The sequence below is a fragment of the uncultured Dietzia sp. genome, from assembly GCF_937873725.1.
Taxonomy (GTDB): domain Bacteria; phylum Actinomycetota; class Actinomycetes; order Mycobacteriales; family Mycobacteriaceae; genus Dietzia.
The window spans coordinates 17,152-43,429 of sequence record NZ_CALMYY010000105.1 but is presented as its reverse complement, the minus strand read 5'-3'; the positions used below and the strand labels follow the sequence as shown (position 1 = coordinate 43,429).

The 26,278-nt window shown below is 71.6% G+C and carries 24 protein-coding genes; 19 read left to right on the top strand and 5 right to left on the bottom strand.

The window, feature by feature from the left end; translation table 11 throughout:
* Nucleotides 1-65: 65 nt before the first annotated feature.
* Nucleotides 66-542, bottom strand: coding sequence for a MarR family winged helix-turn-helix transcriptional regulator (locus Q0444_RS11695; RefSeq protein ID WP_291085096.1), 477 nt, complete (start codon nucleotides 540-542; stop codon nucleotides 66-68).
* Nucleotides 543-665: 123 nt separating this feature from the next.
* Here Q0444_RS11695 and Q0444_RS11690 point away from each other — a divergent pair, with 123 nt between their 5' ends.
* From Q0444_RS11690 to Q0444_RS11665, 6 genes are all read left to right on the top strand, one after another.
* On the top strand, nucleotides 666-1,484 hold the full coding sequence (locus Q0444_RS11690) for an alpha/beta fold hydrolase (protein ID WP_291085093.1): 819 nt from the start codon (nucleotides 666-668) through the stop codon (nucleotides 1,482-1,484).
* A gap of 88 nt (nucleotides 1,485-1,572) precedes the next feature.
* The gene (locus tag Q0444_RS11685) at nucleotides 1,573-2,628 is read left to right on the top strand and encodes an ABC transporter ATP-binding protein (protein WP_299023303.1); all 1,056 of its coding nucleotides are present in this window, start codon (nucleotides 1,573-1,575) and stop codon (nucleotides 2,626-2,628) included.
* A gap of 261 nt (nucleotides 2,629-2,889) precedes the next feature.
* A complete protein-coding gene (locus Q0444_RS11680; RefSeq protein ID WP_299023302.1) occupies nucleotides 2,890-4,158 on the top strand; it encodes an ABC transporter substrate-binding protein in 1,269 nt (422 codons plus the stop codon).
* 130 nt (nucleotides 4,159-4,288) lie between these two features.
* Nucleotides 4,289-5,278, top strand: coding sequence for a carbohydrate ABC transporter permease (locus tag Q0444_RS11675; protein ID WP_299023301.1), 990 nt, complete (start codon nucleotides 4,289-4,291; stop codon nucleotides 5,276-5,278).
* Between the two features lie 131 nt (nucleotides 5,279-5,409).
* Nucleotides 5,410-6,222, top strand: coding sequence for a carbohydrate ABC transporter permease (locus Q0444_RS11670; RefSeq protein ID WP_299023304.1), 813 nt, complete (start codon nucleotides 5,410-5,412; stop codon nucleotides 6,220-6,222).
* 6 nt (nucleotides 6,223-6,228) lie between these two features.
* Nucleotides 6,229-6,453 (top strand): hypothetical protein, encoded by a 225-nt coding sequence (locus tag Q0444_RS11665; protein WP_299023300.1) that lies wholly within the window; start codon nucleotides 6,229-6,231, stop codon nucleotides 6,451-6,453.
* A 182-nt stretch (nucleotides 6,454-6,635) separates the two neighbouring features.
* Here Q0444_RS11665 and Q0444_RS11660 read toward each other — a convergent pair whose 3' ends face one another.
* The 3 genes from Q0444_RS11660 to Q0444_RS11650 form a co-directional block, all read right to left on the bottom strand.
* Entirely contained in the window at nucleotides 6,636-7,436 is an 801-nt protein-coding gene (locus tag Q0444_RS11660) for an LLM class F420-dependent oxidoreductase (RefSeq protein WP_299023299.1), read from the bottom strand.
* A 118-nt stretch (nucleotides 7,437-7,554) separates the two neighbouring features.
* Nucleotides 7,555-8,052 carry a GXWXG domain-containing protein gene (locus Q0444_RS11655; RefSeq protein WP_291083227.1) on the bottom strand — a complete coding sequence of 166 codons (498 nt, stop codon included), beginning with the start codon at nucleotides 8,050-8,052 and terminating at the stop codon, nucleotides 7,555-7,557.
* Entirely contained in the window at nucleotides 8,049-9,191 is a 1,143-nt protein-coding gene (locus Q0444_RS11650; protein WP_291083224.1) for an acyl-CoA dehydrogenase family protein, read from the bottom strand. Before Q0444_RS11650 ends, Q0444_RS11655 begins: the two co-directional genes overlap by 4 nt.
* A 128-nt stretch (nucleotides 9,192-9,319) precedes the next feature.
* Between Q0444_RS11650 and Q0444_RS11645 the strand changes: the two genes are divergently transcribed.
* Together Q0444_RS11645 and Q0444_RS11640 are read left to right on the top strand one after the other, a co-directional pair.
* Nucleotides 9,320-10,831 (top strand): aldehyde dehydrogenase family protein, encoded by a 1,512-nt coding sequence (locus Q0444_RS11645; protein ID WP_299023298.1) that lies wholly within the window; start codon nucleotides 9,320-9,322, stop codon nucleotides 10,829-10,831.
* Between the two features lie 6 nt (nucleotides 10,832-10,837).
* Nucleotides 10,838-11,890 (top strand): oxygenase MpaB family protein, encoded by a 1,053-nt coding sequence (locus Q0444_RS11640; protein WP_291079496.1) that lies wholly within the window; start codon nucleotides 10,838-10,840, stop codon nucleotides 11,888-11,890.
* A gap of 16 nt (nucleotides 11,891-11,906) precedes the next feature.
* Here the strand turns inward: Q0444_RS11640 and Q0444_RS11635 are convergent, their stop codons facing one another.
* Nucleotides 11,907-13,133: a TetR/AcrR family transcriptional regulator gene (locus tag Q0444_RS11635; protein ID WP_299023297.1), complete on the bottom strand. Its 1,227-nt coding sequence runs from the start codon at nucleotides 13,131-13,133 to the stop codon at nucleotides 11,907-11,909.
* A gap of 165 nt (nucleotides 13,134-13,298) precedes the next feature.
* On the opposite strand from Q0444_RS11635, the gene Q0444_RS11630 reads away from it, so the two are divergent.
* Genes Q0444_RS11630 through Q0444_RS11580 form a run of 11 tightly spaced genes read left to right on the top strand, consistent with a single transcriptional unit; the run spans nucleotide 13,299 to nucleotide 26,258 of the window.
* Nucleotides 13,299-14,516: an acetyl-CoA C-acetyltransferase gene (locus Q0444_RS11630; RefSeq protein ID WP_291079498.1), complete on the top strand. Its 1,218-nt coding sequence runs from the start codon at nucleotides 13,299-13,301 to the stop codon at nucleotides 14,514-14,516.
* Nucleotides 14,517-14,560: 44 nt separating this feature from the next.
* Nucleotides 14,561-16,765: a 3-hydroxyacyl-CoA dehydrogenase NAD-binding domain-containing protein gene (locus tag Q0444_RS11625; protein WP_291079499.1), complete on the top strand. Its 2,205-nt coding sequence runs from the start codon at nucleotides 14,561-14,563 to the stop codon at nucleotides 16,763-16,765.
* A complete protein-coding gene (locus tag Q0444_RS11620; protein ID WP_291079507.1) occupies nucleotides 16,765-17,751 on the top strand; it encodes a nitronate monooxygenase family protein in 987 nt (328 codons plus the stop codon). The genes Q0444_RS11625 and Q0444_RS11620 overlap by 1 nt, the downstream gene beginning before the upstream one ends.
* Nucleotides 17,748-18,539, top strand: a complete 792-nt coding sequence (locus Q0444_RS11615) for an enoyl-CoA hydratase (protein WP_291079500.1) — start codon at nucleotides 17,748-17,750, stop codon at nucleotides 18,537-18,539. Before Q0444_RS11620 ends, Q0444_RS11615 begins: the two co-directional genes overlap by 4 nt.
* A 22-nt stretch (nucleotides 18,540-18,561) precedes the next feature.
* Nucleotides 18,562-20,157 carry a fatty-acid--CoA ligase FadD5 gene (fadD5, locus tag Q0444_RS11610; RefSeq protein WP_291079501.1) on the top strand — a complete coding sequence of 532 codons (1,596 nt, stop codon included), beginning with the start codon at nucleotides 18,562-18,564 and terminating at the stop codon, nucleotides 20,155-20,157.
* Nucleotides 20,158-20,168: 11 nt separating this feature from the next.
* Nucleotides 20,169-20,978, top strand: coding sequence for an ABC transporter permease (locus Q0444_RS11605; RefSeq protein ID WP_291079502.1), 810 nt, complete (start codon nucleotides 20,169-20,171; stop codon nucleotides 20,976-20,978).
* A 1-nt stretch (nucleotide 20,979) separates the two neighbouring features.
* Nucleotides 20,980-21,813, top strand: coding sequence for an ABC transporter permease (locus Q0444_RS11600; RefSeq protein WP_291079503.1), 834 nt, complete (start codon nucleotides 20,980-20,982; stop codon nucleotides 21,811-21,813).
* Nucleotides 21,814-21,821: 8 nt separating this feature from the next.
* Nucleotides 21,822-23,069: an MCE family protein gene (locus Q0444_RS11595; RefSeq protein ID WP_299023296.1), complete on the top strand. Its 1,248-nt coding sequence runs from the start codon at nucleotides 21,822-21,824 to the stop codon at nucleotides 23,067-23,069.
* A complete protein-coding gene (locus tag Q0444_RS11590) occupies nucleotides 23,066-24,112 on the top strand; it encodes an MlaD family protein (RefSeq protein WP_299023295.1) in 1,047 nt (348 codons plus the stop codon). Before Q0444_RS11595 ends, Q0444_RS11590 begins: the two co-directional genes overlap by 4 nt.
* Nucleotides 24,109-25,152, top strand: a complete 1,044-nt coding sequence (locus Q0444_RS11585; RefSeq protein WP_299023294.1) for an MCE family protein — start codon at nucleotides 24,109-24,111, stop codon at nucleotides 25,150-25,152. Before Q0444_RS11590 ends, Q0444_RS11585 begins: the two co-directional genes overlap by 4 nt.
* On the top strand, nucleotides 25,143-26,258 hold the full coding sequence (locus Q0444_RS11580; RefSeq protein WP_299023293.1) for an MCE family protein: 1,116 nt from the start codon (nucleotides 25,143-25,145) through the stop codon (nucleotides 26,256-26,258). The genes Q0444_RS11585 and Q0444_RS11580 overlap by 10 nt, the downstream gene beginning before the upstream one ends.
* Nucleotides 26,259-26,278 lie beyond the last annotated feature (20 nt).

Here is a 26,278-nt window from a genome sequence, read left to right as displayed (position 1 = left end):
GAGAACGGTGCTCATGGCGGGTCAGGCTAGCGGGTCACGGTGGGCGGCCCCCGGCCCGGACCGGCTCAGCTCGGCAGGTCGTGCTCGTCGAAGGCGTCCAGGAGCGCGTTGAGCGCCGGCACCGCCGCCGAGAGGGTGTCCCGGTGCTCCGGGGACAGCCGGGACAGGTGCTCGGCGAAGTCCCGGTCGCGGGCGTCGAGGACCTGGTTGATCCGGGCGCGGCCCAGGTCCGTCAGGCTCACGCACACTCCCCGGCGGTCCGACTCGGCCGGCACGCGCTCGACGTATCCCATGGCCTCGATGACGGTCACCGAGTTGCTGGTCGTGGGAACCCGGACGTTCTCCAACCGGGCCAGGTCGGTCATGCGGAGCCGGCCGTAGCGGGCCAGCGTGTAGAGCATGGACGTCTGAGCTCGGCTCAAGGCGTACTGCGTGTTCTGCCGCCGGACCAGCAGATCGAGCCGGAGAAGGATGGGTCGGAACTCCGTCTCCAGGCCCTGCTGCCTCTCGGTCGCCGAAATGTCTGCCGTGTTCACATTCATGGTGTTCCCCCCTTGGTGCACGCGTCCCCCACAGTCGCGTGGGACAAGTGTAAGCACATTCTTCAACGGGAGTGGGGCGCTCTCCCGGTTCCCGGCGGCCGGATCCTGGTACACACTGGGGCCATGGTTCTGCATCACCGCATATCGGGCTCCGGTCCCACCGTCGTGCTGATCCACGGGGTGTGTCACCGCTCCCACGCCTGGGATGCCGTGGTCCCGCTGCTGACGGACCGTTTCCGGGTGGTGGTGGTGGACCTTCCCGGGCACGGGGAGTCGGCGGATCTCCCCGACGCCGGGGACGTGCTCGAGTACATGGTGGGCCGTGTCGCCGAGCTCATCGACGCGGTGGTGCCCGAGGGGGAGCGGCCGCACCTCGCCGGCAACTCCCTCGGGGGCTTCCTCGCGCTGGAGCTGGGGGCCCGCGGTCTGGCGAGCAGCGTCACGGCGCTCTCGCCCGCCGGGTTCTTCCGCTCCCACGCCGACTGGCGGTACACCGTGTCGGTGTTCCACGGCCTTCGTCGCGCGGCCGGGACTCTCGGCCGCCATCTCCCGGCGGTCTCGGAGAGGGCGGTGGGCCGAGCGGTGATGATGGGCGTGTTCTGCGCCAGGCCGTGGCGGTACCCGGCGGAGGCGGCGGCGATCGACGGCGAGGCGATCGTGAACAACACGGTCCTCGACCGGGCCGACCGCGCCGCGTTCGTCTTCTCCGCGCCGGTGGACGAGCAGCTGCCCGTCACCATCCGCTGGGGACGGTTCGACCTCGTCCTCCCCGTGGGGCAGGCCGGGCTCGCCTCCCGACTGTTCCCGCAGGCGCAGGTGGAGATCACGGCCGACGGCCACGTGCCGATGTCCGACGACCCGGACGGGGTGGCCGCGTCCATCGCGGCGTGCGCCGACCGCGGGTCGGCGTACGCGGAGCGACTGTCGGCGCCGCACCGGTGAACCCGGGCGGCTGGCGCTACAGTCGTCGTGTCAACCCTCTATCTCGGATCGTCCGGCACGTTCCTGCCGGTGAAGGGAAGGATCTCGCATGGCTTCGGTGACCTTCGAGAACGTGTCCATCATCTACCCGGGCGCCGCGCGGCGCAGCGTGGATAGGCTCGACCTGGAGATCGCCGACGGCGAGTTCCTGGTCCTGGTCGGGCCGTCCGGCTGCGGCAAGTCCACGACCCTCCGCGCCCTGGCCGGACTGGAGGACGTGGCGGCCGGGCGCATCCTCATCGGCGACAAGGACGTCACCGGCTCCGAGCCCAAGGACCGGGACATCGCGATGGTGTTCCAGAACTACGCGCTGTACCCGCACTACACGGTGCGGGAGAACATGGGCTTCGCGCTCAAGCTGGCCAAGGCCTCCAAGAAGGAGATCGCCGAACGGGTGGACCGGGCGGCGGAGATGCTCGATCTCTCGGACTTCCTCGACCGCAAGCCCAAGGAGCTCTCCGGTGGCCAGCGGCAGCGCGTGGCCATGGGGCGCGCGATCGTGCGGAACCCGCAGGTCTTCCTCATGGACGAGCCGCTGTCCAACCTGGACGCCAAGCTCCGCGTGGCGACCCGCGCCCAGATCGCCAAGCTGCAGCGTGACCTGCACACCACCATGATCTACGTGACCCACGACCAGGTGGAGGCCATGACCATGGGTGACCGGGTCGCGGTCCTCAAGGACGGGATCCTCCAGCAGGTCGACACGCCCCGCGAGCTCTACCACAACCCGGTCAACGCGTTCGTCGCCGGATTCATCGGATCGCCCTCCATGAACCTCTTCGACGCGCCCGTCGCCGACGGCAGGGTCGACCTCGAGGGGTTCGGGGAGATCGTGCCGTCCGGTGCGGGATCGAGGGTCACCGTGGGGGTGAGGCCCGAACACCTTCGGCTCGCCACGGACGGGGACGGACTGCGGGTCACCGTCGACCTGGTCGAGGAGCTGGGCGCGGACAGCTACCTGCACTGCTCCACGGGGGACGGGCACCCGGTTGTCTACCGCGCGGAGTCCGCCGACCACCCGAGGAAGGGCGAGACCATGAACCTCGCGGCGCTCGACGGCGAGGTGCGGTTCTTCGACGTGGACTCGGGGCTGCGCCTGCGGTGACGGGCGTGGCGGCGCGGCTACAACATCTGTTGTTGCTAGAGTGCCCTGTGTGACCTTGCTCTCGGTGCCCGTAGTGGCGCGGGGGCGACGGGGATCCGGCGGACGGACCGCACATGGTCCGGCACCACGGCCCCCGGGTGGGTTACGCTCAGCAGGCCCTCAGTGAGACCCGCGTCACAGCGGTCACGGGATCACTGGTCGTCGGCGGACGCCGGCGGGAGCAGAGACATCACGGCGAGACACAACAGTAGGAGAGAGCGCATGGCCGTTCACGGCAGGTTCCTCAAGGCGGCGGCGGCCGCGTCCATCATCGCGGTGGTAGCCGCGGGTTGTTCCTCGGGCGGCGGGGAGGACGGCGAGCAGGCGGACGCCGGCACCTCCGGCGTCGGCCCGATCACCTTCGCGATGGGCAAGAACGACACGGACAAGCTCCGCCCCGTCATCGAGCAGTGGAATGCGGAGCACCCCGACCAGGTGGTGACCCTCCACGAGCTCGCCGGTGAGGCCGACGCCCAGCGCGACACGCTGGTCCAGTCCCTCCAGACCCAGAGCGGTGAGTACGACGCGTTCGCGCTCGACGTCACCGACACCGCGTACTTCGCGGCCAACGGCTGGCTGCAGCCGATCCAGGGCGACACCGAGGTCGACACGAGCGGGCTGATCGAGGCCGCCGTCGACTCCGCCACCTACAACGGCACCCTCTACGCCGTGCCGCAGAACACCAACGCGCAGCTCCTCTACTACCGCACGGACCTCCAGCCGGAGGCCCCCGCCAACTGGGGCGCCCTGGTCGACTCCTGCAAGGTCGCGGCCGAGGCCGCGATCGACTGCCTCAACCTGCAGCTCAAGCAGTACGAGGGGCTCACGGTGGCCGCCACCCAGTTCATCCACAGCTGGGGCGGTCAGGTCGTCGGCTCCGACGGCAAGACCCCGGAGCTCGACACGCCGGAGGCCAAGGCCGGCATGACCGCGCTGGTCGACGGCTACAAGAGCGACATCATCTCCATGAAGTCGGACGGCTTCACGGAGGAGGAGACCGCGCAGGCGTTCCTCGGCGGTCGCAGCCTCTACGCCTACAACTGGCCGTACATGTACGAGTCGGGCCAGACCGATCCCACCTCGCAGGTGCAGGGCAAGTTCAACGTGGCCCCGATCCTCGGCCCGGACGGCGCGGGCAGGTCGACCCTCGGCGGATACAACAACGCGATCAACGTGTTCTCCGAGAACAAGGCGACGGTCAAGGCGTTCCTCGAGTTCATCATCTCCGAGGACGTGCAGATGGGCTTCGCGCAGGAGTCCTTCCCGCCGGTGCTGGCCTCGATCTACGACGACGAGGCGCTCCAGCAGGAGTTCCCGTACATGACGGCGCTCAAGGCGGCGCTCGAGAACGCGCAGCCGCGCCCGGTCACCCCGTTCTACCCGGCGGTCTCCAAGGCCATCCAGGACAACACGTTCGCCGCGCTGAAGGACCAGAAGACCGTCGAGCAGGCGCTCACGGACATGAGCGCCGCGATCCAGCAGGCCCAGTAAGCAGGGGGCGGTCACACTAGGTCGGGGACACCAGGTTTCCGACATGGCGCCGATGGGCCCCGGGTAACATTCCCGGGGCCCATCGGCGCCGGTGGTGAGGGCGGGCGAGATCCGGCGAGGAGCTGCAGAGATGACGACGACCGAGAAGTCCCCGGCGCCACTGGTCGGGAAGAGGTTCGACTGGCGACCGGTGTGGATGGTCGGCCCCGCGCTCGCCATCCTGGCGGTGGTGATCGGCTACCCGATCGTGCGGGCCCTCTACCTGTCCCTCATGGCGGACCGGGGGCTTGACCCGGCCACGGGGATGTTCTCCGCCGGGGGCTTCGCCGGCATCCAGCACTACCTCTACTGGCTCACCCAGTCGTGCCCCGCGCCCGGCGGTGACGGCACGGTCACCTGCCCGCCGGGCGTCTCGGCGACCGACTTCTGGCCGGCCATGGGCAACACCATGCTCTTCACCGTCACCACCGTCTCGCTCGAGACCGTCCTCGGCTTCGCCATGGCCGTGGTCATGGGCAAGAGCATCTGGGGCCGCTCGCTCCTGCGGGCCGCCGTGCTGGTCCCGTGGGCGATCCCGACCGCGGTCACCGCCAAGCTGTGGGCGTTCATCTTCGCCGACCAGGGGATCGCCAACAAGCTCCTCGGAGCCGACATCGCCTGGACCACCGACCCCTTCTACGCCCGTATCGCGATCATCATCGCGGACACGTGGAAGACCGCGCCGTTCATGGCCCTGCTCATCCTCGCCGGCCTGCAGATGATCCCGGGCGACGTCTACGAGGCGGCCCGGGTCGACGGGGCGTCCCGCTGGCAGCAGTTCACCAGGATCACCCTCCCGCTGGTCCGGCCGGCGCTCATGGTGGCGATCCTGTTCCGCACCCTGGACGCGCTGCGCATGTACGACCTGCCCGTGATCCTCGTGTCCGCCAACTCGAACTCGCCCACGGCCACCGTGTCGATGCTCGTGGTCAACGAGATGCGGATGGGCAACTTCAACAGCGCCTCCGCGATCTCGACGCTGGTGTTCCTACTGATCTTCGCCGTCGCGTTCATCATGGTGAAGTTCCTCGGCGCCAACGTCGTCGAGGATCGCACCGGCAAGAAGGAGGAGATCCGGTGAGTCACCGAGCGCCTGAACCGACCACCTCGTCCATCCGGCCGGGGACCACCTCGTCGTCGTCGTCCCGTCCCGCCGCCGCGACCACGGACAACGACGACCTCCGCCCGCCCCGCAAGCCCCTCGGCCGCACGATCGGCACCTACCTCGGGGCCGTGGTGATCCTGGTCTGGGGGCTGGCGCCGTTCTACTGGATGCTCGTCACGGCGTTCCGCGACAACAGGTTCGCGTTCTCCGCCAACCCGCTGCCGTCCCACGTCACCCTGGACAACTTCGGGGAGGCGCTGTCCACGTCAACGGGCAACGACTTCCTGGGCGCGATCATCAACTCGCTCATCATCGGCGCGGTCACCACGGCCGTCGCGTTGCTGTTCGGGGTGTTCACCGCCTACGCGCTCGCCCGCGTGGACTTCCGCGGCAAGTTCCTGGTCACGGGCATCATCCTGGCGGCGTCGATGTTCCCCGGTGTCGCGCTGGTGACCCCGCTGTTCCAGCTCTTCACCGACATCGGCTGGATCGGCACCTACCAGGCGCTCATCATCCCCAACATCTCGTTCGCGCTGCCGCTGACGATCTACACGCTCACCTCGTTCTTCAACGACCTGCCGTGGGAGCTGGAGGAGGCCGCGCGGGTCGACGGCGCCTCCCGCGGGCAGGCGTTCATCAAGATCATCCTGCCGCTCGCCGCGCCGGCGCTGTTCACCACGGCCATCCTGGCGTTCATCATCACGTGGAACGAGTTCCTGCTCTCGCAGCAGCTGTCCACCTCCGCGACCGAGCCGGTCACCGTGGCCATCGCCCGCTTCGCCGGCGTCAATCCCTACACCCCGCCGTACGCGGCGATCATGGCGGCGGGCGCGCTCGTGACGGTGCCGCTGGTGGTCATGGTGCTGATCTTCCAGCGCCGCATCGTCTCCGGCCTCACCGCCGGCGGCCTCAAGAGCTGATCCGCCGTGGCACGCAGCGGTGGCGACGCGCTGGGCACCCGGCAGCGGCTGGAGGTGCTCGGGGGGTTCGTCGGGTTCTTCACCGTGCTCGCGCTGGTCAACGCCGTCGGCCTGATCGCGGTGGGCCGGCCGTCGATGCTCGCCTCGTTATTGCTGCTGCTGATGATGGCGGCGTCCTGGTACACCTTCCGCGCGTGGCGGCGGGCCGATCGCGCGGTGCGCCGGGGCTGATCCCTCCAAAGCCCGCAACCCCGCCCCTCCGGAATCCGCTACCCCGCCCCCTTCGAAATCCGCTACTCCGCTGCACGGTTCGCTGCCGGCAAGCGGATAGCGAACCGTGCAGCGGAGTAGCGGATTTCGGGGGCGGGTCGGCGGCGGGTCGGCGGCGGGTCGGGGGGCGGGCGGGTCGGGCGTCAGCGGCCGTCGCGCCAGGCCACCAGCGACTCCACCAGCTCCAGGGGGTAGTCGGGACCGTTCAGGCCCACGGTGAACAGCGTGACGCCCTCGGCCAGCAGGGCGTCCGCCCTCCGCCGCGCCTCGTCGGCGGAGCCGGAACCGCCGAGATCGGTGGAGCGCTCGATCTCGCCGGGGTCGCGGCCCAGGTCCGCGCAGTGCCGGGCGAGCACCCCGGACTTGTGCCGGTAGGTCTCCACGTCCATGAACGAGTGCCAGATGTCGGCGTGCCGGGCGACGTGCCGGAGCGTCTTACGCTCACCGCCGCCCCCGAGCAGGACCGGGATGTCCCGCGTCGGGGCGGGGTTCAGGCGGGCCAGGCGCTGACCGATGCGCTCGAGTGAGTCCCCGAGGTCGTCGAGCCGGGAACCCGCGGTGCCGAAGTCGTACCCGTATTCGGTGTAGTCCCGCTCGTACCAGCCGCTCCCGAGCCCGAGGATGAGGCGCCCGCCGGAGATGTGGTCGACGGTCCGGGCCATGTCGGCGAGCAGGTCGGGGTTGCGGTAGGTGTTGCACGTGACCAGGGCGCCGATCTCCACGCGCTCGGTCTGCTCGGCCCAGGCGGCGAGCATGGTCCAGCACTCGAAATGGGCGCCGTCGGGATCGCCGTAGAGCGGGAAGAAGTGGTCCCAGTTGAAGACCACGTCCACGCCCGCGTCCTCGGAGCGCCGCACGGCATCGCGCAGGAGGCTGTAGTCGGGGGAGTGCTGGGGTTGGAGCTGGACTGCGATCCGGACCGGGCGCGCGGGAGTCGACGTCATCTCCCCATTGTGGGGCCTGGCGCCTGCCCGCGCACCCCCTCGGGCCCCGGGTTAGGTCGACATCTCGCAGGGATTTCCCTCGAATCTCCTGCGAGATGTCGACCAAACGGGAGGGGGGTCAGCGGGGGTCGTCGCGCTCGAGGAGGAACCAGAAATGCTCGCCGTCGCGCACGGTGCCGCGGCCGTTCATCACGGCCAGGAGGGTGACCGGCCGACCGTCCGCGCCGGAGTCGACGACGGCGAAGTGGTCGATCACCGGCAACCGGTCGTACACCATCGACGCACACGGGCGACCGCGGAACGAGACCTCCCACAGGGACGCCCCGCCCCCGCCGGTCGCCGAGGTGTCCGGCACGACCTCGCCGGAGTCGTCGGTGACGAGGATCGGGTCCACCTTGCGGGGATCGCGGAAATCCTTGCCCCACCAGCGCATCCCGCCCAGCATGCCGAACATGGGATGACCGGTGTCCAGCCCGGTGCCCCGCCAGCGGCTGCCGGCGATGTCGCCGACGCGGGCGGGTTCGAGCGAGTCCCACAGCGTCGACACCCGCTCCGACGGCACCGCGTCGAGGGACCGGATCGCTGCCAGTTCCTCCGCGGCGGTGGAGGCGCTCACAGCCCGTAGGTCTTCCCGATGATGTCCCGCTGGACCTCGTTGGTGCCGCCGTAGATGGTGGACACGACCGCCTGGCGGACCAGCCGCTCCATGCCGTACTCGGTGGCGTACCCGTATCCGCCCATGGACTGCATGCACTCGAGCGTCACACGCTTGCTCAGCTCGGTCGCCTTGAGCTTGGCCATGGAGGCCTCCCGCGGGAACAGGGCCGTGGGGTCGGAGTCGTCGACCTTCTTCGCCACCGCGTAGACGAGCAGGCGGGTGGCCTCGATCTCGGTGGCCAGGTCGGCCATGCGGTGGCGGATGACCTGGAAGGAGCCGATGGGCCGGCCGAACTGCTCGCGCTCGCGGACGAACTTCAGGCAGTCGTCGAAGGCGCGCTGGGCCACGCCGAGTTGCATGGCGGCCAGGATGAGCCGCTCCGTGTTGAGGCCGGTCATGAGCTGCTTCCAGCCGCCGCCCACCTCGCCGATCACGGAGTCCGCGGGCAGGCGGACGTCGGTGAAGTAGAGGTCGTTGACCTCCTTCCCGCCCATGGTCTCGATGCCGGTGATCTGCAGGCCGGCGACGTCGGCGGGGACGTCGAACATGGTGATGCCCTCGTGCTTGGCGCCCGAGGAGTCGGTCCGCGCCACCAGGAGGATGCGGTCGGCGAAGTGCGCGTTGGAGCACCAGGTCTTCTGCCCGGTGATCACCCAGTCGTCGCCGTCGCGCTCGGCCTTGCAGCGCAGGGCCGCGACGTCCGATCCCGCGCCGGGCTCGGACATGGAGATGGAGAGCGTCCCCCCGTTGACGACCAGCTCGAGGGCGCGCCGGCGCTGTTCCTCCGAGCCGAACTTCTGGTACGCCGCGGCCGTGATGAGGGTGGGGCCGATCCCGCCGATGGGAGCGAGGCCGCGCAGGGAGTGTTCGAGCAGCAGGCAGAGTTCGACCGCTCCGGCGTCGGAACCGCCGTACTCCTCCGGGACGGTCAGTCCGAGCCAGCCGAGCTCGGCCATCTTGGCGTAGACCGCCGGCGAATGCGTGCCGCCCTCGGTGGTGAGCTCGCGCCGCTTCTCTACGCTGCCGACCTCGCGCGCGCAGAAGTCGTCGATGGACCGGGCGAAGTCGCGCTGCTCGTCGGTGAGGATGTCGAACACTTCTGGCCTCGTGTTTCTGTCGGGGTGTGGGGACCACGGGGTATCGGTACCGTGGGAAGTGGACTAGTGTGGCCCGTATCACGTTACGTTACATCAGATATATGTGATCTGAAACGAGAGGACGTCAGATGACCACCACAGAGCCGGGGACCACGGGGCCGAGCAAGACCGGACCCACCTTCGCCAGTCTGGACCCCCGCGACGGAACCGTCCTGGCGGAGTACCCGATCGCCGGACCGGAGGAGGTGGCGCTCGCCGTGGAGCGGGCCCGCGCCGCCGCCCGCTGGTGGGCGACCCAGGGCCCGCGCGGGCGGAGGGAGTGGCTGCTCGAGTACAAGCGCGCCATCTCCTCCCGCGCCGAGGAACTGGCCGCGCTCATCTCGGCCGAGACCGGGAAGCCGGACGAGGACGCGACGCTCGAGGTCATGCTCGCCGTGGGCCACCTGGAATGGGCGGCCAAGAACGCCGACAAGGTGCTGCGGCGCCGCGCGGTGTCCGCCGGGTTGCTCATGAGCAACCAGGCCGCCTACGTCGAGTACCAGCCCTACGGCGTGGTCGGGGCGATCGGGCCGTGGAACTACCCCGTCTTCACGCCGATGGGCACGCTGTCCTACGCGATGGCGGCCGGCAACGCGGTCGTGTTCAAGCCCAGTGAGCTCACGCCCGGGGTCGGCGTCTGGCTCGCGGAGGTCTGGGACTCGCTCGGCGCCTCGCAGCCGCTCATCCAGACCATCACCGGTGACGGGTCGACGGGCAACGCCCTGTGCAGGGCCGACGTGGACAAGCTCGCGTTCACCGGCTCGGCCGCGACGGGCCGCAAGGTCATGGCCGCCTGCGCCGAGACGCTGACCCCGGTCGTGATCGAGGGCGGCGGCAAGGACGCACTGCTCGTCGACAAGGACGCGAACCTGGACGCGGCCGCCGACCAGGCCGTGTTCGGCGCGATGGGCAACGCCGGCCAGACCTGCGCGGGCGTCGAGCGGATCTACGTTCACCAGGACGTCCGGGACGCGTTCGTCCACAAGTTCACCGCCAAGGTCAAGGCGCTGCGGCCCGGCACCTCGATCACCTCCAGCTACGGGCCCATGACCCTGCCCACGCAGGTCGACGTGGTCCGACGCCACGTCAAGGACGCGCTCGCCCGGGGCGGGAAGGCGGTCGTCGGTGGCGAGGAGTCGGTCGGGGACAGCGTGGTCGAGCCGATCGTCCTGGTCGACGTCCCCGAGGACTCCGCGGCGATCACCGAGGAGACGTTCGGCCCGACCGTCGTGATCAACTCGGTCGTCGATCTGGAGGAGGCCGTCGAGAAGGCCAACGCCAGCAGCTACGGCCTCGGCGGCGCCATCTTCACCGGCAACCGCAAGCGCGGCCTGGCCCTGGCGGAGAAGCTCGACGTGGGCATGGTGTCGGTCAACGCGTTCCTCGCCTTCGCCGGCATCCCCGCCCTGCCGTTCGGGGGGTCGGGAGACTCGGGCTTCGGCCGGATCCACGGCGCGGACGGGCTCCGCGAGTTCGCCCGGCCCAAGGCCATCACCGCGCAGAAGTTCACGGCCCCGCTCAACCTCATGACCATGACCCGCAAGCCGCGCGACGTGAGGATCGTCAAGTGGATGCTCGCCAACGTCCAGGCGAGGATGTGAGGTGAGATGACCGCGACCGCTCCCGGGACGACCCGGGACACGACGACGACGAGGCCGGCCGATGCCGGGCGGCGGACCCTGCCCGGGGTGTTCGGACCGATCCCGTCCGACCTCGTCGTCGACGCCGACACGGAGCACCCGCTCACCGCCGATGTCCCGCTCAAGCCCGGACGCTGGTACTGGCGCGACCTCATCGCGAGTCTGGACCCGGTGGCCGACGCGGCCGAGATCCACCGCATCACCTCCGCCTACGAGTTCCCCTGGGACTACCAGCGGTCGCTGGAGCTGGCGCTGTACCGGACGTACTGCGTCCCGTCGGTCTCGGCGGTGCTGGAGCAGGCCGGCCAGTTCCGCGATCACCCGCAGAAGCGCTACGACGACACCGCGCTGCTCATGGTGGAACTGGTGGAGCACGGTTACGACTCGCCGCGCGGCAAGGAGGCGCTGCGGGTCATCAACCGCCAGCACGCCCGCTATGACATCACCAACGACGACATGCTGTACGTGCTGTCGACGTTCATCTTCGAGCCGCTCGAGTGGGTCGACGCGGTGGGCTGGCGGCGGCTGCACCCCCACGAGCGCCTGGCGGCGTTCACCTTCTACCGCGCGGTGGGCCAACGGATGAAGATCGCGGAGATCCCCGAGGACATGGGCGAGTTCCGGCGGTGGCGGGACGACTACGAGGCCCGGACGTTCCGCTACGACCGGAACAACGAGCTCATCGGGACGTACACCCTGGACCTCATGTGTTCCTGGTACCCCCGGGCGCTGCGGCCGGCCGTACGCCGGGCGGTCCTGTCGCTCGTCGACCAGGACATGTCCCGCGCATTCGGGTTCCCGTGGCAGCCGCCGTCCCGGCGTCGGGCCGCGTATGCGGCGCTGCGGGCCCGGTCCGCCGTGGTGCGGTGGCTCCCGGTGCGTCGCCGGGAGGTGGGGACGCGGGGGACGGAGAACCGGACCTACCCCGGGTATCCGACCGGCTATCGCCCCGCGGACCTGGGCGCGTGTCCCATCCAGCCCCGCGACCGCGCCGGCCAGGGGCCCGAACCGGTGGCCTGAACCTCCGGCCCGGCCGTCAGCCGGGCAGGAGCGGGATCCGCGCGAGTCGGGCGAACCTGGCAGCGGCGGCGGGGTGGAACCCCGTGCCCTGCCCGCCGTCGAGCACCACCGCCAGTGCCGCGTGGACACGGAGGCGGGCGGTGGCCTCGTCGGGCTCCGGGCCGCCCCGCGCCCGGGCGGCCTCGAGGACCAGCCCCGCCCACCGGTCGAGCTGGCCGCGCTGCGCCCGCCGGAGTCGTCGACGGTCGTCGGCGTCCAGGGTGCCGAGTTCGGAGTGGTACAGCATGAGTTCGGGGCCGTGCGAGAACGCGATCTCGACGTACTGGTCGAGCAGGTCGACCAGCGCCTCGGCCGGATCGGAGCCGGGGCTGTGCAGCGCGGCGTGCCGGTCCAACAGCTCCTCGACCAGGGTGGCCGTGCGATCCACCGCGGCGGTGAGCAGCGCGGACTTGCCCGGGAAGTGGCGGTAGAGCGCGGACGCCGCCACGCCCACGTCGGCGCCGATCGCCTCCATCGTCACGTCGTCGTACCCGGAGGTGTGGATCCGCGCGATGGCCGCCTCGATCGCGCCCTCGCGGGTGGCGGCACCCCCGCGCAGGCGCGGGGCCCGGGCCGGGATCACCGGCGGCGCGAGGTTGGTCGCCCCCGCGGCTCCCTGCGTCTCCGGGGTGGACGTCGCGAGGTCGGCCGCGATCGACGTCATCAGCGACACGGCGTCGTCCGCGGAGATCTCGATCCGGTGGTAGCCGAGGGAGGCGATGCACGACAGGATCGCGCCCGCGGCGGACTCGGCGCCCGCGTCGGGACCACCTCGTCGTCGTCCCCGGACGGCCTCGGCGAGCCGGCGGCGCACGCGGGTGTCCGCGGCGACCACCGCGGCGCGATCCTCCGCGGTGAGGTACCGGACCTGCCACCGGTAGAGCGCCGCGCGGGAGCGGTGCGCGAGCGTGGTCCTGGTGATCGAGTCGACCAGGCGGTCCAGGTCGACGGGGCCCGCGGCGGCGGAGTCGAGGTCCGACATGAGGATCGCGACGGCGTCGCGGAAGATCTCGTACTTGCCGGGGACGTGGCGGTAGAGCGCCCCGGGCGTCACCGCGAGGCGCTCGGCGATGTGCTCGACGCGCGTCGCGTGATAGCCCCGGCGGGTGAACTCCTCGGCGGCGATGAGCGCGATCTCCGCACGTCGGGACCCCGGAGGGGGGGCCTCCGGGCGCGGCGCGGGTGGTGCGGGAGGGGAGGGCACGGGGTTTCTGCTCTCGGGAGCGGCGGATCGGGGTGTGATCTTGACAACAGCGGATACAGTGGCGATAGTAAACCTGAATTCACAGATATATGTGATCGAATCCACGTGAATGTCGCAGGCCGGCGGTCGAGCACCCCGGCGTGGGGCGGAAGGGAACACCCACCCATGTCAGTGCCCGAGGCCTACATCTACGACGCGGTGCGCACGCCCCGCGGACGGGGGAAGTCCAGCGGCTCGCTGTACAGCGTCGCCCCGATCGACCTCGCCGTCGGCGTCCTCCGGTCGATCGTCGAGCGCAACAGCGGCCTCGATCCCGCGCAGATCGAGGACGTGGTGATGGGCATCGTCGGTCCGGTCGGGGAGCAGGGCGCGGTCCTGCCCCGGATCGCGGCGATCGCCGCCGGTCTGCCCGAGACGGTGGCCGGCGTGCAGGAGAACCGGTTCTGCGCCTCGGGCCTGGAGGCCGTCAACCTCGCCGCGCAGAAGGTTCGCGCCGGCTGGGAGGACCTGGTCGTGGCGGGCGGCGTGGAGTCCATGTCGCGCGTCCCGATGGGGTCCGACGGCGGCGCGTGGGCGCAGAACCCGCGGGTGAACTACGAGACCTCGTTCGTGCCCCAGGGCATCGGCGCCGACCTCATCGCCACGATGGAGGGCTTCTCCCGGCGGGACGTGGACGAGTTCGCCGCGCGGTCGCAGGAGCTCGCCTCCGCGGCCTGGGACGACGGGCGCTTCGCGCGCTCGGTGGTCCCGGTGGTGGACCTCGCCGGACGCGTCGTCCTCGACCACGACGAGCACATCCGCCGCGGCACGACCGCCGACGACCTCGCCGCCCTCCGGCCCTCGTTCGCCGCGCTCGGCGAGCAGGCCGGGTTCGACGCCGTGGCCCTGCAGAAATACCACTGGGTGGAGAGGATCGAGCACGTCCACCACGCCGGGAACTCCTCCGGGATCGTCGACGGCGCCACCGCGATGCTCATCGGCAACGCCGCGGCCGGGGAGCGCAACGGGCTCACGCCACGCGCCCGCATCGTCTCCGCCGCCGTCGTGGGGTCCGAGCCCACGATCATGCTCACCGGACCGACCCCGGCCGCGCGGAAGGCTCTCGCCAAGGCCGGCCTCACGATTGAGGACATCGACCTGTTCGAGGTCAACGAGGCGTTCGCCGCGGTGCCCATGAAGTTCGCCAAGGACCTCGAGGTGCCGATGGAGAAGATCAACGTCAACGGTGGCTCGATCGCCATGGGACACCCGCTCGGCGCCACCGGCGCGATGATCCTGGGCACCGCCCTGGACGAGTTGGAACGCCGCGACGCCCGCTACGCCCTGGCCACCCTCTGCGTGGGTGCCGGAATGGGCATCGCCACCATCATCGAACGCCTCTAGTCACGCGCCCGGCCGGACCCCCTTCAAGGACGAGAAGACCTCCTATGAGCAGCGAATTCACCAACACCATCCACTACGAGCGCGATGCCGACGGCGTGGTTGTCCTCACGATGGACGACCCCAACCAGAGCGCCAACACCATGAACGCCGACTACCTCCACTCGATGGAGGCGGCGGTCGACCGGCTCGAGTCCGAGTCCGGAGAGATCACCGGCGTCGTCCTCACCTCCGCCAAGAAGACCTTCTTCGCCGGCGGGGACCTCGGCGACATCCTGTCCATCCCCTCGGACGGCGCGGACCTGGCCGTGGAGACCGTCGAGCGCGTCAAGGGGCCGCTGCGGCGGCTCGAGACCCTGGGCAAGCCGGTCGTCGCCGCGATCGCCGGCGCCGCGCTCGGCGGCGGACTCGAGATCGCCCTGGCCACCCACCACCGCGTGGTGGTGGACTCGCCGGCCGTTCAGCTGGGCCTGCCCGAGGTGAGCCTCGGTCTGCTGCCCGGCGGTGGCGGGATCGTCCGCACCGTGCGCATGCTCGGCGTGGCCACCGCGCTCATGGGTGTCCTGCTCGAGGGCAAGCGCATGCGCCCGGCGGCCGCGTTGGAGATGGGCCTGATCGACGAGTTGGTCTCGAGCCCCGACGAGCTGCTGCCGGCGGCCAAGGCGTGGATCGCCGCCAATCCCGAGGCCGCGCAGCCGTGGGACCGCAAGGGTTACCGCATGCCCGGAGGCACCCCGTCGAGCCCGTCGCTCGGCGCCAACCTCCCGGCGTTCCCCGCCATGCTGCGCAAGCAGCTCAAGGGCGCCCCGTACCCCGCGCCGGTGGCGATCATGTCGGCGGCCGTCGAGGGTGCGGGGGTCGACTTCGCCGCGGCCGAGAAGATCGAGGCCCGCTACTTCGCCGGGCTCGCCACGGGCCAGACCGCCAAGAACATGATCCGCGCCTTCTTCTTCGACCTCCAGACGGCCAACGGGCTGGCCAAGGCCCACGGGTCCGCCGACCGCGAGCCGATCACCAAGGTCGTGGTCCTGGGCGCCGGCATGATGGGCGCGGCGATCGCCTTCGTGTGCGCCAAGTCCGGCATGGAGGTGGTCCTCAAGGACATCGACCAGGCCGCCGCCGAGCGGGGCAAGGGGTACTCCGAGAAGCTCGTGGCCAAGACCGTCGCGCGGGCCGCCGAGGGTGAGGCCCGGGACGCCGCGCAGTCCAAGGGCGATGCGCTGCTGGCCCGGATCACCCCGACCACCGACCCCGCGGCCGCCGCGGGGGCGCAGGCCGTGATCGAGGCCGTGTTCGAGGACCCGAAGGTCAAGGAGGCCGTGTTCGCGGAGATCGCGCCGCACATCGCCCCCGACGCCCTGCTGTGTTCCAACACCTCCACCCTGCCCATCACCATGCTCGCAGGCGGCGTGGACCGGCCGGCCGACTTCATCGGGCTGCACTTCTTCTCACCCGTAGACAAGATGCCGCTGGTGGAGATCATCAAGGGTGGCAAGACCTCGGAGGACGCCCTGGGGCGCGCCTTGGCGCTGGTCTCGCGGATCGGCAAGACCCCCATCGTCGTCAACGACTCCCGCGGGTTCTTCACCTCCCGCGTGATCGGCACGTTCACCAGCGAGGGCATGGCCATGCTCGCGGAGGGCGTCCCCGCCTCGACCGTCGAGCAGGCCTCGGCGCAGGCGGGCTACCCGGCGTCGGTGCTCGCGCTCATGGACGAGCTCACGCTCACCCTGCCGCGGAAGATCCGGGACGAGACGCGCGAGGCCGCCAGGGCCGAGGGCCGCGACCTTCCCGACCACCCGGGCAACGCCGTGCTCGACCGCATGATCGACGAGTACGACCGCAAGGGCCGCTCGACCGGCGCCGGGTTCTACGAGTACGACGCCGAGACGGGCAAGCGGACCCGGCTGTGGCCGGGGCTCGCCGACGCGTTCGGCCCCGCCACCGAGATCCCGCTGCAGGACGCGATCGACCGGATGCTCTTCGCCGAGGCGCTCGAGACCGTCAAATGCCTGGACGAGGGCGTGCTGGAGACCACGACCGACGCCAACGTCGGCTCGATCCTCGGCATCGGCTTCCCCGGCTGGACGGGCGGCGTCGCCCGCTACATGGACCAGTACCCCGGCGGTCTGCCCGGGTTCGTGGCCCGCGCCGACGAGCTCGCGGCGACGTACGGCGAGCGCTTCACCCCGCCGGCCTCGCTGCGCGAGAAGGCCGCGTCGGGCGGCACCTACGAGGAGGTCCAGCCGTGATCCGGACCAGGTTCACCGAGGAGTTCGGGGTCCGGCACCCGATCGTTCAGGGCGGCATGATGTGGGTCGGCCGGGCCGAGCTCGCCGCGGCCGTGTCCGAGACCGGGGCGCTGGGCATCATCACCGGGCTCACCCAGCCGACGCCCGAGGACCTGGTCGCCGAGATCGCCCGCTGCCGGGAGCTCACCGACCAGCCGTTCGGGGTCAACCTCACGATCCTGCCGTCCATCACCCCGCCGCCCTACGCGGAGTACCGCCAGGCGATCGTGGAGTCGGGCGTGAAGATCGTCGAGACCGCGGGGTCCAACCCCAAGGACCACCTCCCGGTGTTCCACGCCGCGGGCATCAAGGTGATCCACAAGTGCACCTCGGTGCGGCACGCGCTCAAGGCCGAGCAGCTGGGCGTGGACGCCGTGTCCATCGACGGCTTCGAGTGCGCGGGTCATCCGGGGGAGGACGACGTCCCGGGGCTGGTGCTGATCCCCGCCGCGGCCGCGCGGCTGACGATCCCGATCTTGGCGTCCGGCGGGATCGCCGACGCCCGCGGCCTGGTGGCCGCGCTGGCACTGGGGGCGGACGGGGCCAACATGGGGACCCGGTTCATGTGCACGGCGGAGTCACCGGTCGCGGAGGCGGTCAAGCAGCAGATCGTGGCGAACTCCGAGCTCGACACCACGCTCATCTTCCGCACGCTCCACAACACCGCCCGGGTCGCCGCCAACGCGATCTCGGCGGAGGTGGTGGCCAAGGAGGCCGAGGGTGCCGAGTTCTCGGACATCCAGCACCTCGTCGCCGGCGCGCGGGGCCGAAAGGTCTTCGAGGACGGCGACCTCGACGCGGGAATCTGGTCCGCCGGCCAGTGCCAGGGGCTGATCGACGACGTCCCCACGGTGGCCGAGCTGATCGACCGCATGATGTCCGAGGCGGAGGCGATCATCACCGACCGGCTCGCCGGGATGGTCGCGGCCGCGGAGTCGGTCCGGTGACCGCCTCCGGGCGGGACGCCGTCAGGGTCGAGCGCGACGACCTGGGCGTGGCCACGATCAGCATCAACCGGCCCGAGCGGATGAACGCGCTCGACCATGCGACCGTGACGGCGCTGACCGAGCTCATCACCGAGCACGGCGGCGACCCCGCGACGCGGGTCATCGTGCTCGCCGGCGAGGGCGGCGCCTTCACCACCGGTGCGGACCTGCAGGCCATCGGGGAGTCGGGCGGCGACGCCCCCAGCCCCGACGTCACCATGGACAACGCCGCCGCGCTCGTCCGATCGGTGCTCACCGCGCCGGTGCCGGTGATCGCCGCGGTCAACGGGCCGGCGGCCGGGGTCGGCGTCTCGCTGGCGCTGGCCTCGGACCTCGTGCTCATGGCGGAGGACGCCTACCTGCTGTTCGCCTTCACCAACATCGGGCTCATGCCCGACGGCGGCGCCAGCGTGCTGCTGCCGGCGTCGGTGGGACGATCGATCGCCTCCCGGATGCTGCTGCGCGGGGACGCCGTGTCGGCGGCGGAGGCCCTGGACGTCGGGCTGGTCCTCGAGGTCCTGCCCCCCTCGGAGCTCCGCGCCGCGGCCGCCAAGCTCGCCCGCAGGCTCGCCCGCGGGCCCCGCCGGGCGCTGGAGTTGACCAAGCGAGCCGTCACCGGTGCCACCCTCGCCGAGCTCGACGCCGCGCTCGCCCGCGAGCACGAGGGGCAGTGCGAGCTGTTGGTCTCCCCCGATTTCGCCGAAGGCGTCTCCTCGATCCTCGAGAAGCGCCGCCCCAACTTCTCCTGACCGCCCCGACGAAAGGCCAGTCATGACCACCGCCACCCACGATCCCATCGCCGACCTCCACGCCGCCCGGCGCAACCACTGGAACACGTGGGTGGCCACCCACGCCGAGATGAACCCCGACGGCGAGGCGCTGCGGTACCTCGGCCGGTCGACCAGCTGGTCCCAGCTCCACGAACGCAGCGGGCGCTTCGCCGACGCGCTCGCCCGTCGCGGGGTCGGCACGGGTGACCGGGTCATGCTCATCACGCTCAACAACGCCGAGTTCATCGAGGCGGTGCTGGGCATCAACCGGCTCGGCGCGATCGCGGTGCCGGTGAACTTCCGGCTCACCCCGGGCGAGCTGGCCTACCTCGTGAGCGACTGCACGCCCAAGGTCGTCGTCACCGACGCGATGCTCGCCCCGCTCGTCGGCGCCATCCGGGCCCAGGGCGAGGAGCCGGGCGAGCACATCGTGATCGGCGGCGAGAGCGGGACGGAGGGCCAGACGACCTACGCCGACGCGCTCGCCGAGGAGGGCGCGCCGCACGAGCCGGTCGACGTCCCCGAGGATTCCACCGCGCTGATCATGTACACCTCGGGCACCACGGGCCGCCCCAAGGGCGCGATGCTCTCCTACGAGAACCTCACCGCCCAGTCCCTGACCTGCATCCGGGTCTTCCGCCTGTTCGACGAGGAGGGGCGCGCCCTGTGCGCCGCCCCGATGTTCCACATCGCGGCGCTCGGCTCGATCGCCCCGAGCCTGCAGCTCGGCGGCGTGACCGTGGTCCACCCGCTGCAGGCCTTCGATCCCGCGGCCGTGCTCGACACCCTCGAGGCGGAGAAGATCACCAGCGTCTTCCTGGTCCCCGTGCAGTGGCAGGCCGTCTGCGCGGAGCAGCAGGCCCGCCCGCGGAACCTGGTCCTGCGCAACATCTCCTGGGGTGCGGCCCCGTCCACGGACACGATCCTGCGCGCCATGTCGGAGACCTTCCCTGACGCCCTGAACTGCGCGGTGTTCGGCCAGACCGAGATGAGCCCCATCACCTGCGCGCTCGACGGCGACGACGCGGTTCGCAAGCTCGGCTCGGTCGGCCGGGTCATCCCCACCCTCCAGGCCCGCGTGATCGATGCCTTCGGCGAGCCGGTCGGGCCGGGCGAGGTCGGCGAGATCGTCTACCGCGGCCCCACCACCATGTCCGGGTACTGGAACAAGCCCGCCGAGACCGCGGAGGCGTTCGAGGGCGGCTGGTTCCACTCCGGCGACCTGGTCCGGATGGACGACGAGGGCTTCGTGTACGTGGTGGACCGCAAGAAGGACATGATCATCTCCGGCGGCGAGAACATCTACTGCGCCGAGGTGGAGAACGTGATCGCCGGGCACCCGCGGATCCGCGAGGTCGCCGTGATCGGTCGCCGGGACGAGCAGTGGGGCGAGGTTCCCGTCGCGGTGGTCGCCCAGCACGAGGAGGAGGGGGTCGCCGACCTCTCCCTCGACGAGCTCAGCGGGTGGCTGCGCGACAAGCTTGCCGGCTTCAAGCTGCCCAAGCACCTGGTGCACGTGGAGGAGTTGCCGCGCAACGCCAGCGGCAAGGTGGTCAAGGGCGCGCTCCGCTCGGAACACGGCTCGACGGGCGTCTGACCGGAGGCCCGATGGTCTTCCATCTCCCCGCGGGCCGCGGCCCGGTCGTCGACCTGGCGGGCCAGGTCGGCTCGCTGGTCGGCTACTCGGTGTTCACCCTCGTGAGCTGCGTGCGGACCGTGGTCACGGGCAGGCTCTCGCTCGCGGAGACCCGCGACCAGGCCCTCTTCGTGGCCCGGGTGTGCTCGATTCCGGCGCTGCTGCTCATGCTGCCGGTCGGGGTGCTCGTCGCGGTGTCCGTCGGGGAGTTGGCGGGCCGGCTGGGCGCCGCCGGCTACGCGGGCGCGGTGGTGGCGTTCGTCGTGGTGGGGCAGGCGTCCGCGCTGGTCTGCGCCCTGATGCTGGCCGGGGTGGGCGGGTCGGCCATCTGCGCCGACCTGGGCTCCCGCACGATCCGCGAGGAGGTCGAGGCCATGGAGGTCATGGGGCTCGACGTGATCGAGCGGCTCGTGGTGCCCCGCGTGATCGCCACGGTGCTCGTCTCCCTGGTGATGTGCGCGCTGGTCACGGCGATGGGCGTCGCGGCCTGCCTGCTCTATCAGGTGTACGGGCAGGGGGAGTCGGCCGGCGCGTTCCTGTCCACCCTCAGCGCCTACGGCCGGCCGTCGGACCTGTGGATGGCGATGCTCAAGTCGGTCGCGTTCGCCGTGGTCTCCGCGCTGATCGCCACGTTCAAGGGCCTGCACGCCAGCGGCGGGTCGAGCGGCGTGGCGGACGCGGTCAACGAGACGGTCGTCCTGGCGTTCGTCACCGTGTTCGTGATCAACACCGCGCTGTCGGCGGTCTACGGGCTGGTCGTGCCCTCGGTCGGGAAGTTCTGAGGTGATCTCGCTCCGGGAGACCTCTCTCCGGGCGACCACCGGTCTGGCGGAGGTCGGACGCCACGTGACGTTCGCGGGCAGGGTGCTGGCGACGCTGCCCACCGCGCTGGTGCGCTACCGCAGGCAGGTGGTCAAGGAGGTCGTCGACGTGGGCTTCGGCTCCACCTCCCTCATCGCCGGCGGCGGCACCATCGGGATCGTCCTGGCGATGTCGGCGGTCGCGGCGATCATGGTGGGCGTCGAGACCTACCGCGGTCTCGACCTCATCGGCATGACGACCCTGTCCGGGATGCTCTCCGCCATGGCCAACACCCGCGAGCTCGCCCCGGTCGTCGCGTCCATCGCCCTGGCGGCCAAGGTGGGCACCGGCTTCACCGCGCGCCTGGGGTCGATGCGGATCTCCGACGAGATCGACGCCCTGGACGCGATGTCCGTCCCGACCGTCCCCTACCTGGCGGGCACCCGGGTGATCGCCACGATGATCTGCATCGTGCCGCTGTACGCGGTCGGGCTGGTGGCGACGTACATCGCCACCCGCGTGGTGGTGGTGCACGTCAACGGCGGGTCCGCGGGGACGTACGACCACTTCTTCCACATCACCCTGGGGCCGGAGGACGTCCTCTACTCGCTGATCAAGGCGGTGGTGTTCGCCCTGGTGATCGTGCTGGTCCACTGCAGCTACGGCTACCACGCCACCGGCGGCCCGGAGGGCGTCGGGCGTGCGGCCGGCCGCGCGCTGCGCACCAGCATCCTCCTGATCGGGTTCATCGACATCGTGCTCACCTTCGCGCTCTGGGGCCTGGTGCCCGAGGTGCCGGCGCTGGGGATCACGTGAGGCGGCGGGTGGCGGGTCCCACCCCCGAGCGGACCCTGGCGGTCCGGGGCGCGGTGGCCGCGCTCGTGGCCGTGGTTGTGGCGGTGGTCCTCGTCGCCCGGGGCGCGGGTCTGCTCGACGCGGGGGCCACGGTGACCGCGGTGCTGCCCGCCCAGGCGGGTCGGGTCCCCGTCCACGCCCCCGTCCACCACCTCGGCCTCAAGGTGGGGGAGGTGCGGTCGTCGGTGTCGGGCGTGTCGGGCGACGACGACGAGCCGGGCACCCGGATCGAGATGCTCATCGACCCGGAGCACGCCTCGCGCATCCCCTCGGGCGTCGTGGTCCGGGCCGTCCCGCGGACGCTGTTCGGCGACGTCCGCCTGGACCTGGTGAGCCGCGGCGGCCACGGTTCGGCCCGGCTCGCCGACGGGGACCTGGTGCAGGCCGACCGCTCCGAGGAGGCCGTGTTGCTCTACGACGTGTTCACCCGCGCCAGCGACCTGCTCGTGTCGATCGAACCCGATCGGCTGCAGGTCACGCTCACCGCGCTGGATCGCGCCCTCGACGGCCGGGGCGGGACGCTGGGCCGGGTGATCGAGGACGCGGACCGGGCGGGCCGGCACCTCTCGCCCGCGCTCGAGGACACCGCCGACGCCTCCGCCGGCATCGCCTACCTCGCCGCGGACCTCGCCGAGGCGACCCCGGAGATCCTCGAGACCCTGCAGGAGGCCACGCGGCTGTCGCAGATCGTCCTCGACCGGCCGGACTCGCTCGGCCGGCTCCTGGACGCGGGGCTGGCGGTGACCGGGTCCGGGGCGGTCATGGCCGACCGCACCGTCGACGGGGCGATCCGGGTGGTCCACGACACGGGGGTGGTGTTCGACCGCACCGCCCGGAACCCCCACGGGGTCATCCGGACCCTCTACGCCATGCGCCCCATGGGCGAGGCCGGGGCGGCGGCCTTCTCCACCGGGCGGTTCGCCATCACCGCGGTGCCCTCGTTCGCCGACCCGATGCCCTACGGCCCGCAGGACTGCCCCCGTTACCCCGATCTGGCGGGGTCCACCTGCTCGGGCGCCCCCGCCCCCGACCGCGACGCCGGGCTCACCGTCGCCGCCGCGTCCGAGCGGGAGGTGATCCTGCAACTCCAGGCCGCCGCCGCGGGGGAACCCGGGTCACCGGTGCCGCCGCCCGCCGACCCCGCGGCCGGGCCCGACACCGCGGCCTGGACCATGCTCGGCCCGCTCGTGCGCGGTACCGAGGTGACGATCCGATGACCAGTCGTCGTGGCCTGCGGCCGGCCCTCGCGCTCTTCGCCTACTGCCTGCTCGGGGTGTTGTGCACGGTCCTCGTGGTCAACACGCTGCGGGTGCCGATCGGCTGGGGCGCCCGGGAGTACAGCGCGGTGTTCACCGATGTCGGCGGGCTCGGACCCGGCTCGGAGGTCACGGTCGCGGGTGTCCGGGTGGGCCGGGTGCTCGGCGTCCACCGCGAGGTCGGACCGGACGGCGAGGTCCTCGCCGTCGTCGACTTCGAGGTCGACCGCGCGCGCCCGGTCACCGGCGGCGCGCGGGCATCGGTCCGCTACGGCGACATGCTCGGCATCCGGTACCTCTCCCTGGACCCCACCGAGGACGGCCGGCCCGCGGTCGGCGGCACCCCCCGGCTCCCCGAGGGCGCGCGGATCCCGCTGGAGTCCACCACCGACCCCGTGGACCTCACCGCGCTGGTCAACGGGTTCAAGCCCCTGTTCGAGGCGGTGCGCCCGGAGGAGGTCAACGCGCTGTCCGCCACCGTGGTCGCGGCCTTCCAGGGGGAGCCGGGTGCCATGGACACCCTCCTCGCCCGACTGGCCCTGCTCAGCCGGGACGTGGTGGACCGCCAGGACGTGTACAGCCGCCTCGCGGACAACATCACCGCGCTCAACACCACCCTCACCGGGCGGGGGGCGGACCTCCACGAGCTCGTCCGGGGCCTCGACGAGGTCTCGGGTGCGCTCGCGGAGGGCGACGGCGGCGAGCTCGCCCTGCTCATCGAGCGCGGCGACGCCTCCACGGCCACCCTCGCCTCGATGCTCCGCGAGACCGAACCCGACCTGCGGGCGAGCGTCGACTCCGCCCGGACCGCCACCGACGGGTGGATCCCCAACACCCCGGCGTTCGAGACCGCCCTGGGCAGGGCGCCGGTGTTCGCGCGGAAGGTCAACGCCCAGGCGCAGAAGGGCGGCTTCCTGGCGCTCTACATGTGTAACTTCACGGTGAAGTGGGACCACTGGGAGACGAGCCTGTTCGGGTACCGCAACTCGGGGGCCTGCCGATGAGGCCGGTGACCGTGGTGCGCGAGAGTCTGGCCGACCTCGTCCGGGACCCGAGGCACACCCGCCGCGGGAACACGGTCCTGGTGGGCGTCGCGTCGATCCTGCTCGTGGTGGCCCTCTTCGCGGCCAGCATCGCGCTCCCGGGGCTCTGGTACGTGCTGCGCACCCACCACTACTCGGCGGCGTTCGCCAACGCCGGGGGGCTCCGGTCCGGGGACCCCGTGCTGGTCTCCGGCGTGCCGAGCGGCCGCGTGGACTCGCTCTCGGTCGAGGACGGACTCGCGGTGGTGGGCTTCCGTCTCGACCGCGGCCAGTCGCTCGGGGAGGCGAGCACAGCGACCGTCGGTCTCAAGTCGATCCTCGGGAACCGCTTCCTCGACGTGACCCCGTCGGGCGTCGGGGACCTGGGGCCCGACCGGCGGATCGGCGTGGAGCGAACCACCTCGCCGTACATGATCGACGACATCGGCGGCGCGGTGACCGACCTCGCCGACGGGCTCGACACCGCGGCGGTGGGCGCCATGATCGACAGCCTGGACAGCATCCTCCCGCAGGACGCCGGGGCGACGGGGGAGGCCATCGACGACGTCTCGGCGGCCCTCGGGGTGCTCGCGCGAGAGGACGCGCGGATCTCCGGGGTCGTCACCACCACCCGCGAGCTCACCGGGGTCCTGGTCTCCCAGGAGGCGGGCATCCGCGCGCTGACCGACCAGTCGCTCATCGTGGTCACGGTGCTCACGCAGCGCCGCGAGGCGCTCACCGCGCTCGTGGCCTCGCTCGAGGACCTCGCGGCCACGGTCCGGGTGCTGCTCGACGAGGAGGCGGAGGACGTGGACCGGCTGCTGGGGAACATGCGCGAGATCAGCGAGACCTACCGGCGCAACATCGGGGTGATGGACGAGGTGCTCACCCGGATGCCGCCGGGGCTCCGCGCGGTCACGGACGCGACCGGAAACGGCCCGTGGACCGATGTCGCGACGCCGACCGGACCGATCCCCGATTCCGCCCTGTGCGCCCTGGGGGTGATGGACGGATGCAACTGAGCCCCGCGCACCCGGGCCGGGCGAGGATCGTCGCGATCCTCGCCACCGCCCTCGCCGCGGTCGTGGTCCTGGCCTACCTCCTGTCGGACGGGCGCGACGGCGACGCCCGCCGGGTCGTCACCGCCGAGTTCGCCTCCGCCGACGGGGTGTACGTCGGCTCGCAGGTGCGGATCGTGGGGGTCGAGGTGGGCGTCGTCGAGGGGATCGAGCCCGCCGGAGCGGTCGCCAGGGTCCGCCTCTCGCTCGACCCCGGGACGCGGCTGCCCGCCGACGTCGGCGCGGTGGTGATGAACCCGGCGGTGATCGCGGACCGGTTCGTGGAGCTCACGCCCGCGTACACGGGCGGGCCGGAGTTCCCCGACGGCGGGGTCATCCCCCCGGAGCGCACCCGGGCCCCGCTGGACTTCGACGAGTTCGTCTCGAGCCTCGACACCCTGAGCTCGGTGTTCTCGCCCGGCGCGGAGGAGATCGGAGGGGGGCTGGACCGGGGGGCGCAGGCGCTCGACGGGCGGGGCGAGGCCCTGGGCCGGGCCATCAGGAACCTGTCCACGGTCTCCGCCGTGGGGGGCGACCGGGCGGCGGACCTCGGCGCGATCGTCACCGAGCTGGCGGTGCTCATGGAGGCCGCGGGCGGACGGGACCAGACCATGCGGGATCTCGTGCTGGGGCTGGACGAGCTCGGCCGCCAGCTGCGCGACGACGGGGTCGACGTGGCCGGCCCGGCCGAGGACCTGCGGGTGATCCTCGACGAGCTGGACGCGATCATCGCCGCGCGCGGGGACGACATCACCGGCGCCACCGACGCGACCCGCGAGGTCACCGCGCTCTACGCCCGTCACCGCGCCGACTTCGCCGAGTTCCTGGACCTGTACCCGGTGATGATGGACAACCTCGCCGAGGGGATCGGGCCCGACGGCCGGGCCCGGATCCGTCTCAACGTCTCCTCCAACATCACGCATTTCGCCCGCGGGCGCGAACTCTGCGCCCGGGAGCCGCTGCCGCTGTGCACCGGCGCCGGCCTGACCAACCCGCTCATGTTCCCGGTGGAGCAGGGCGACCCACTCGGGCTCGTCGGCGCCCTCGACCGGGTGGCGGGGGGTGGGTGAGCGATGCGTGAGACGCGGAG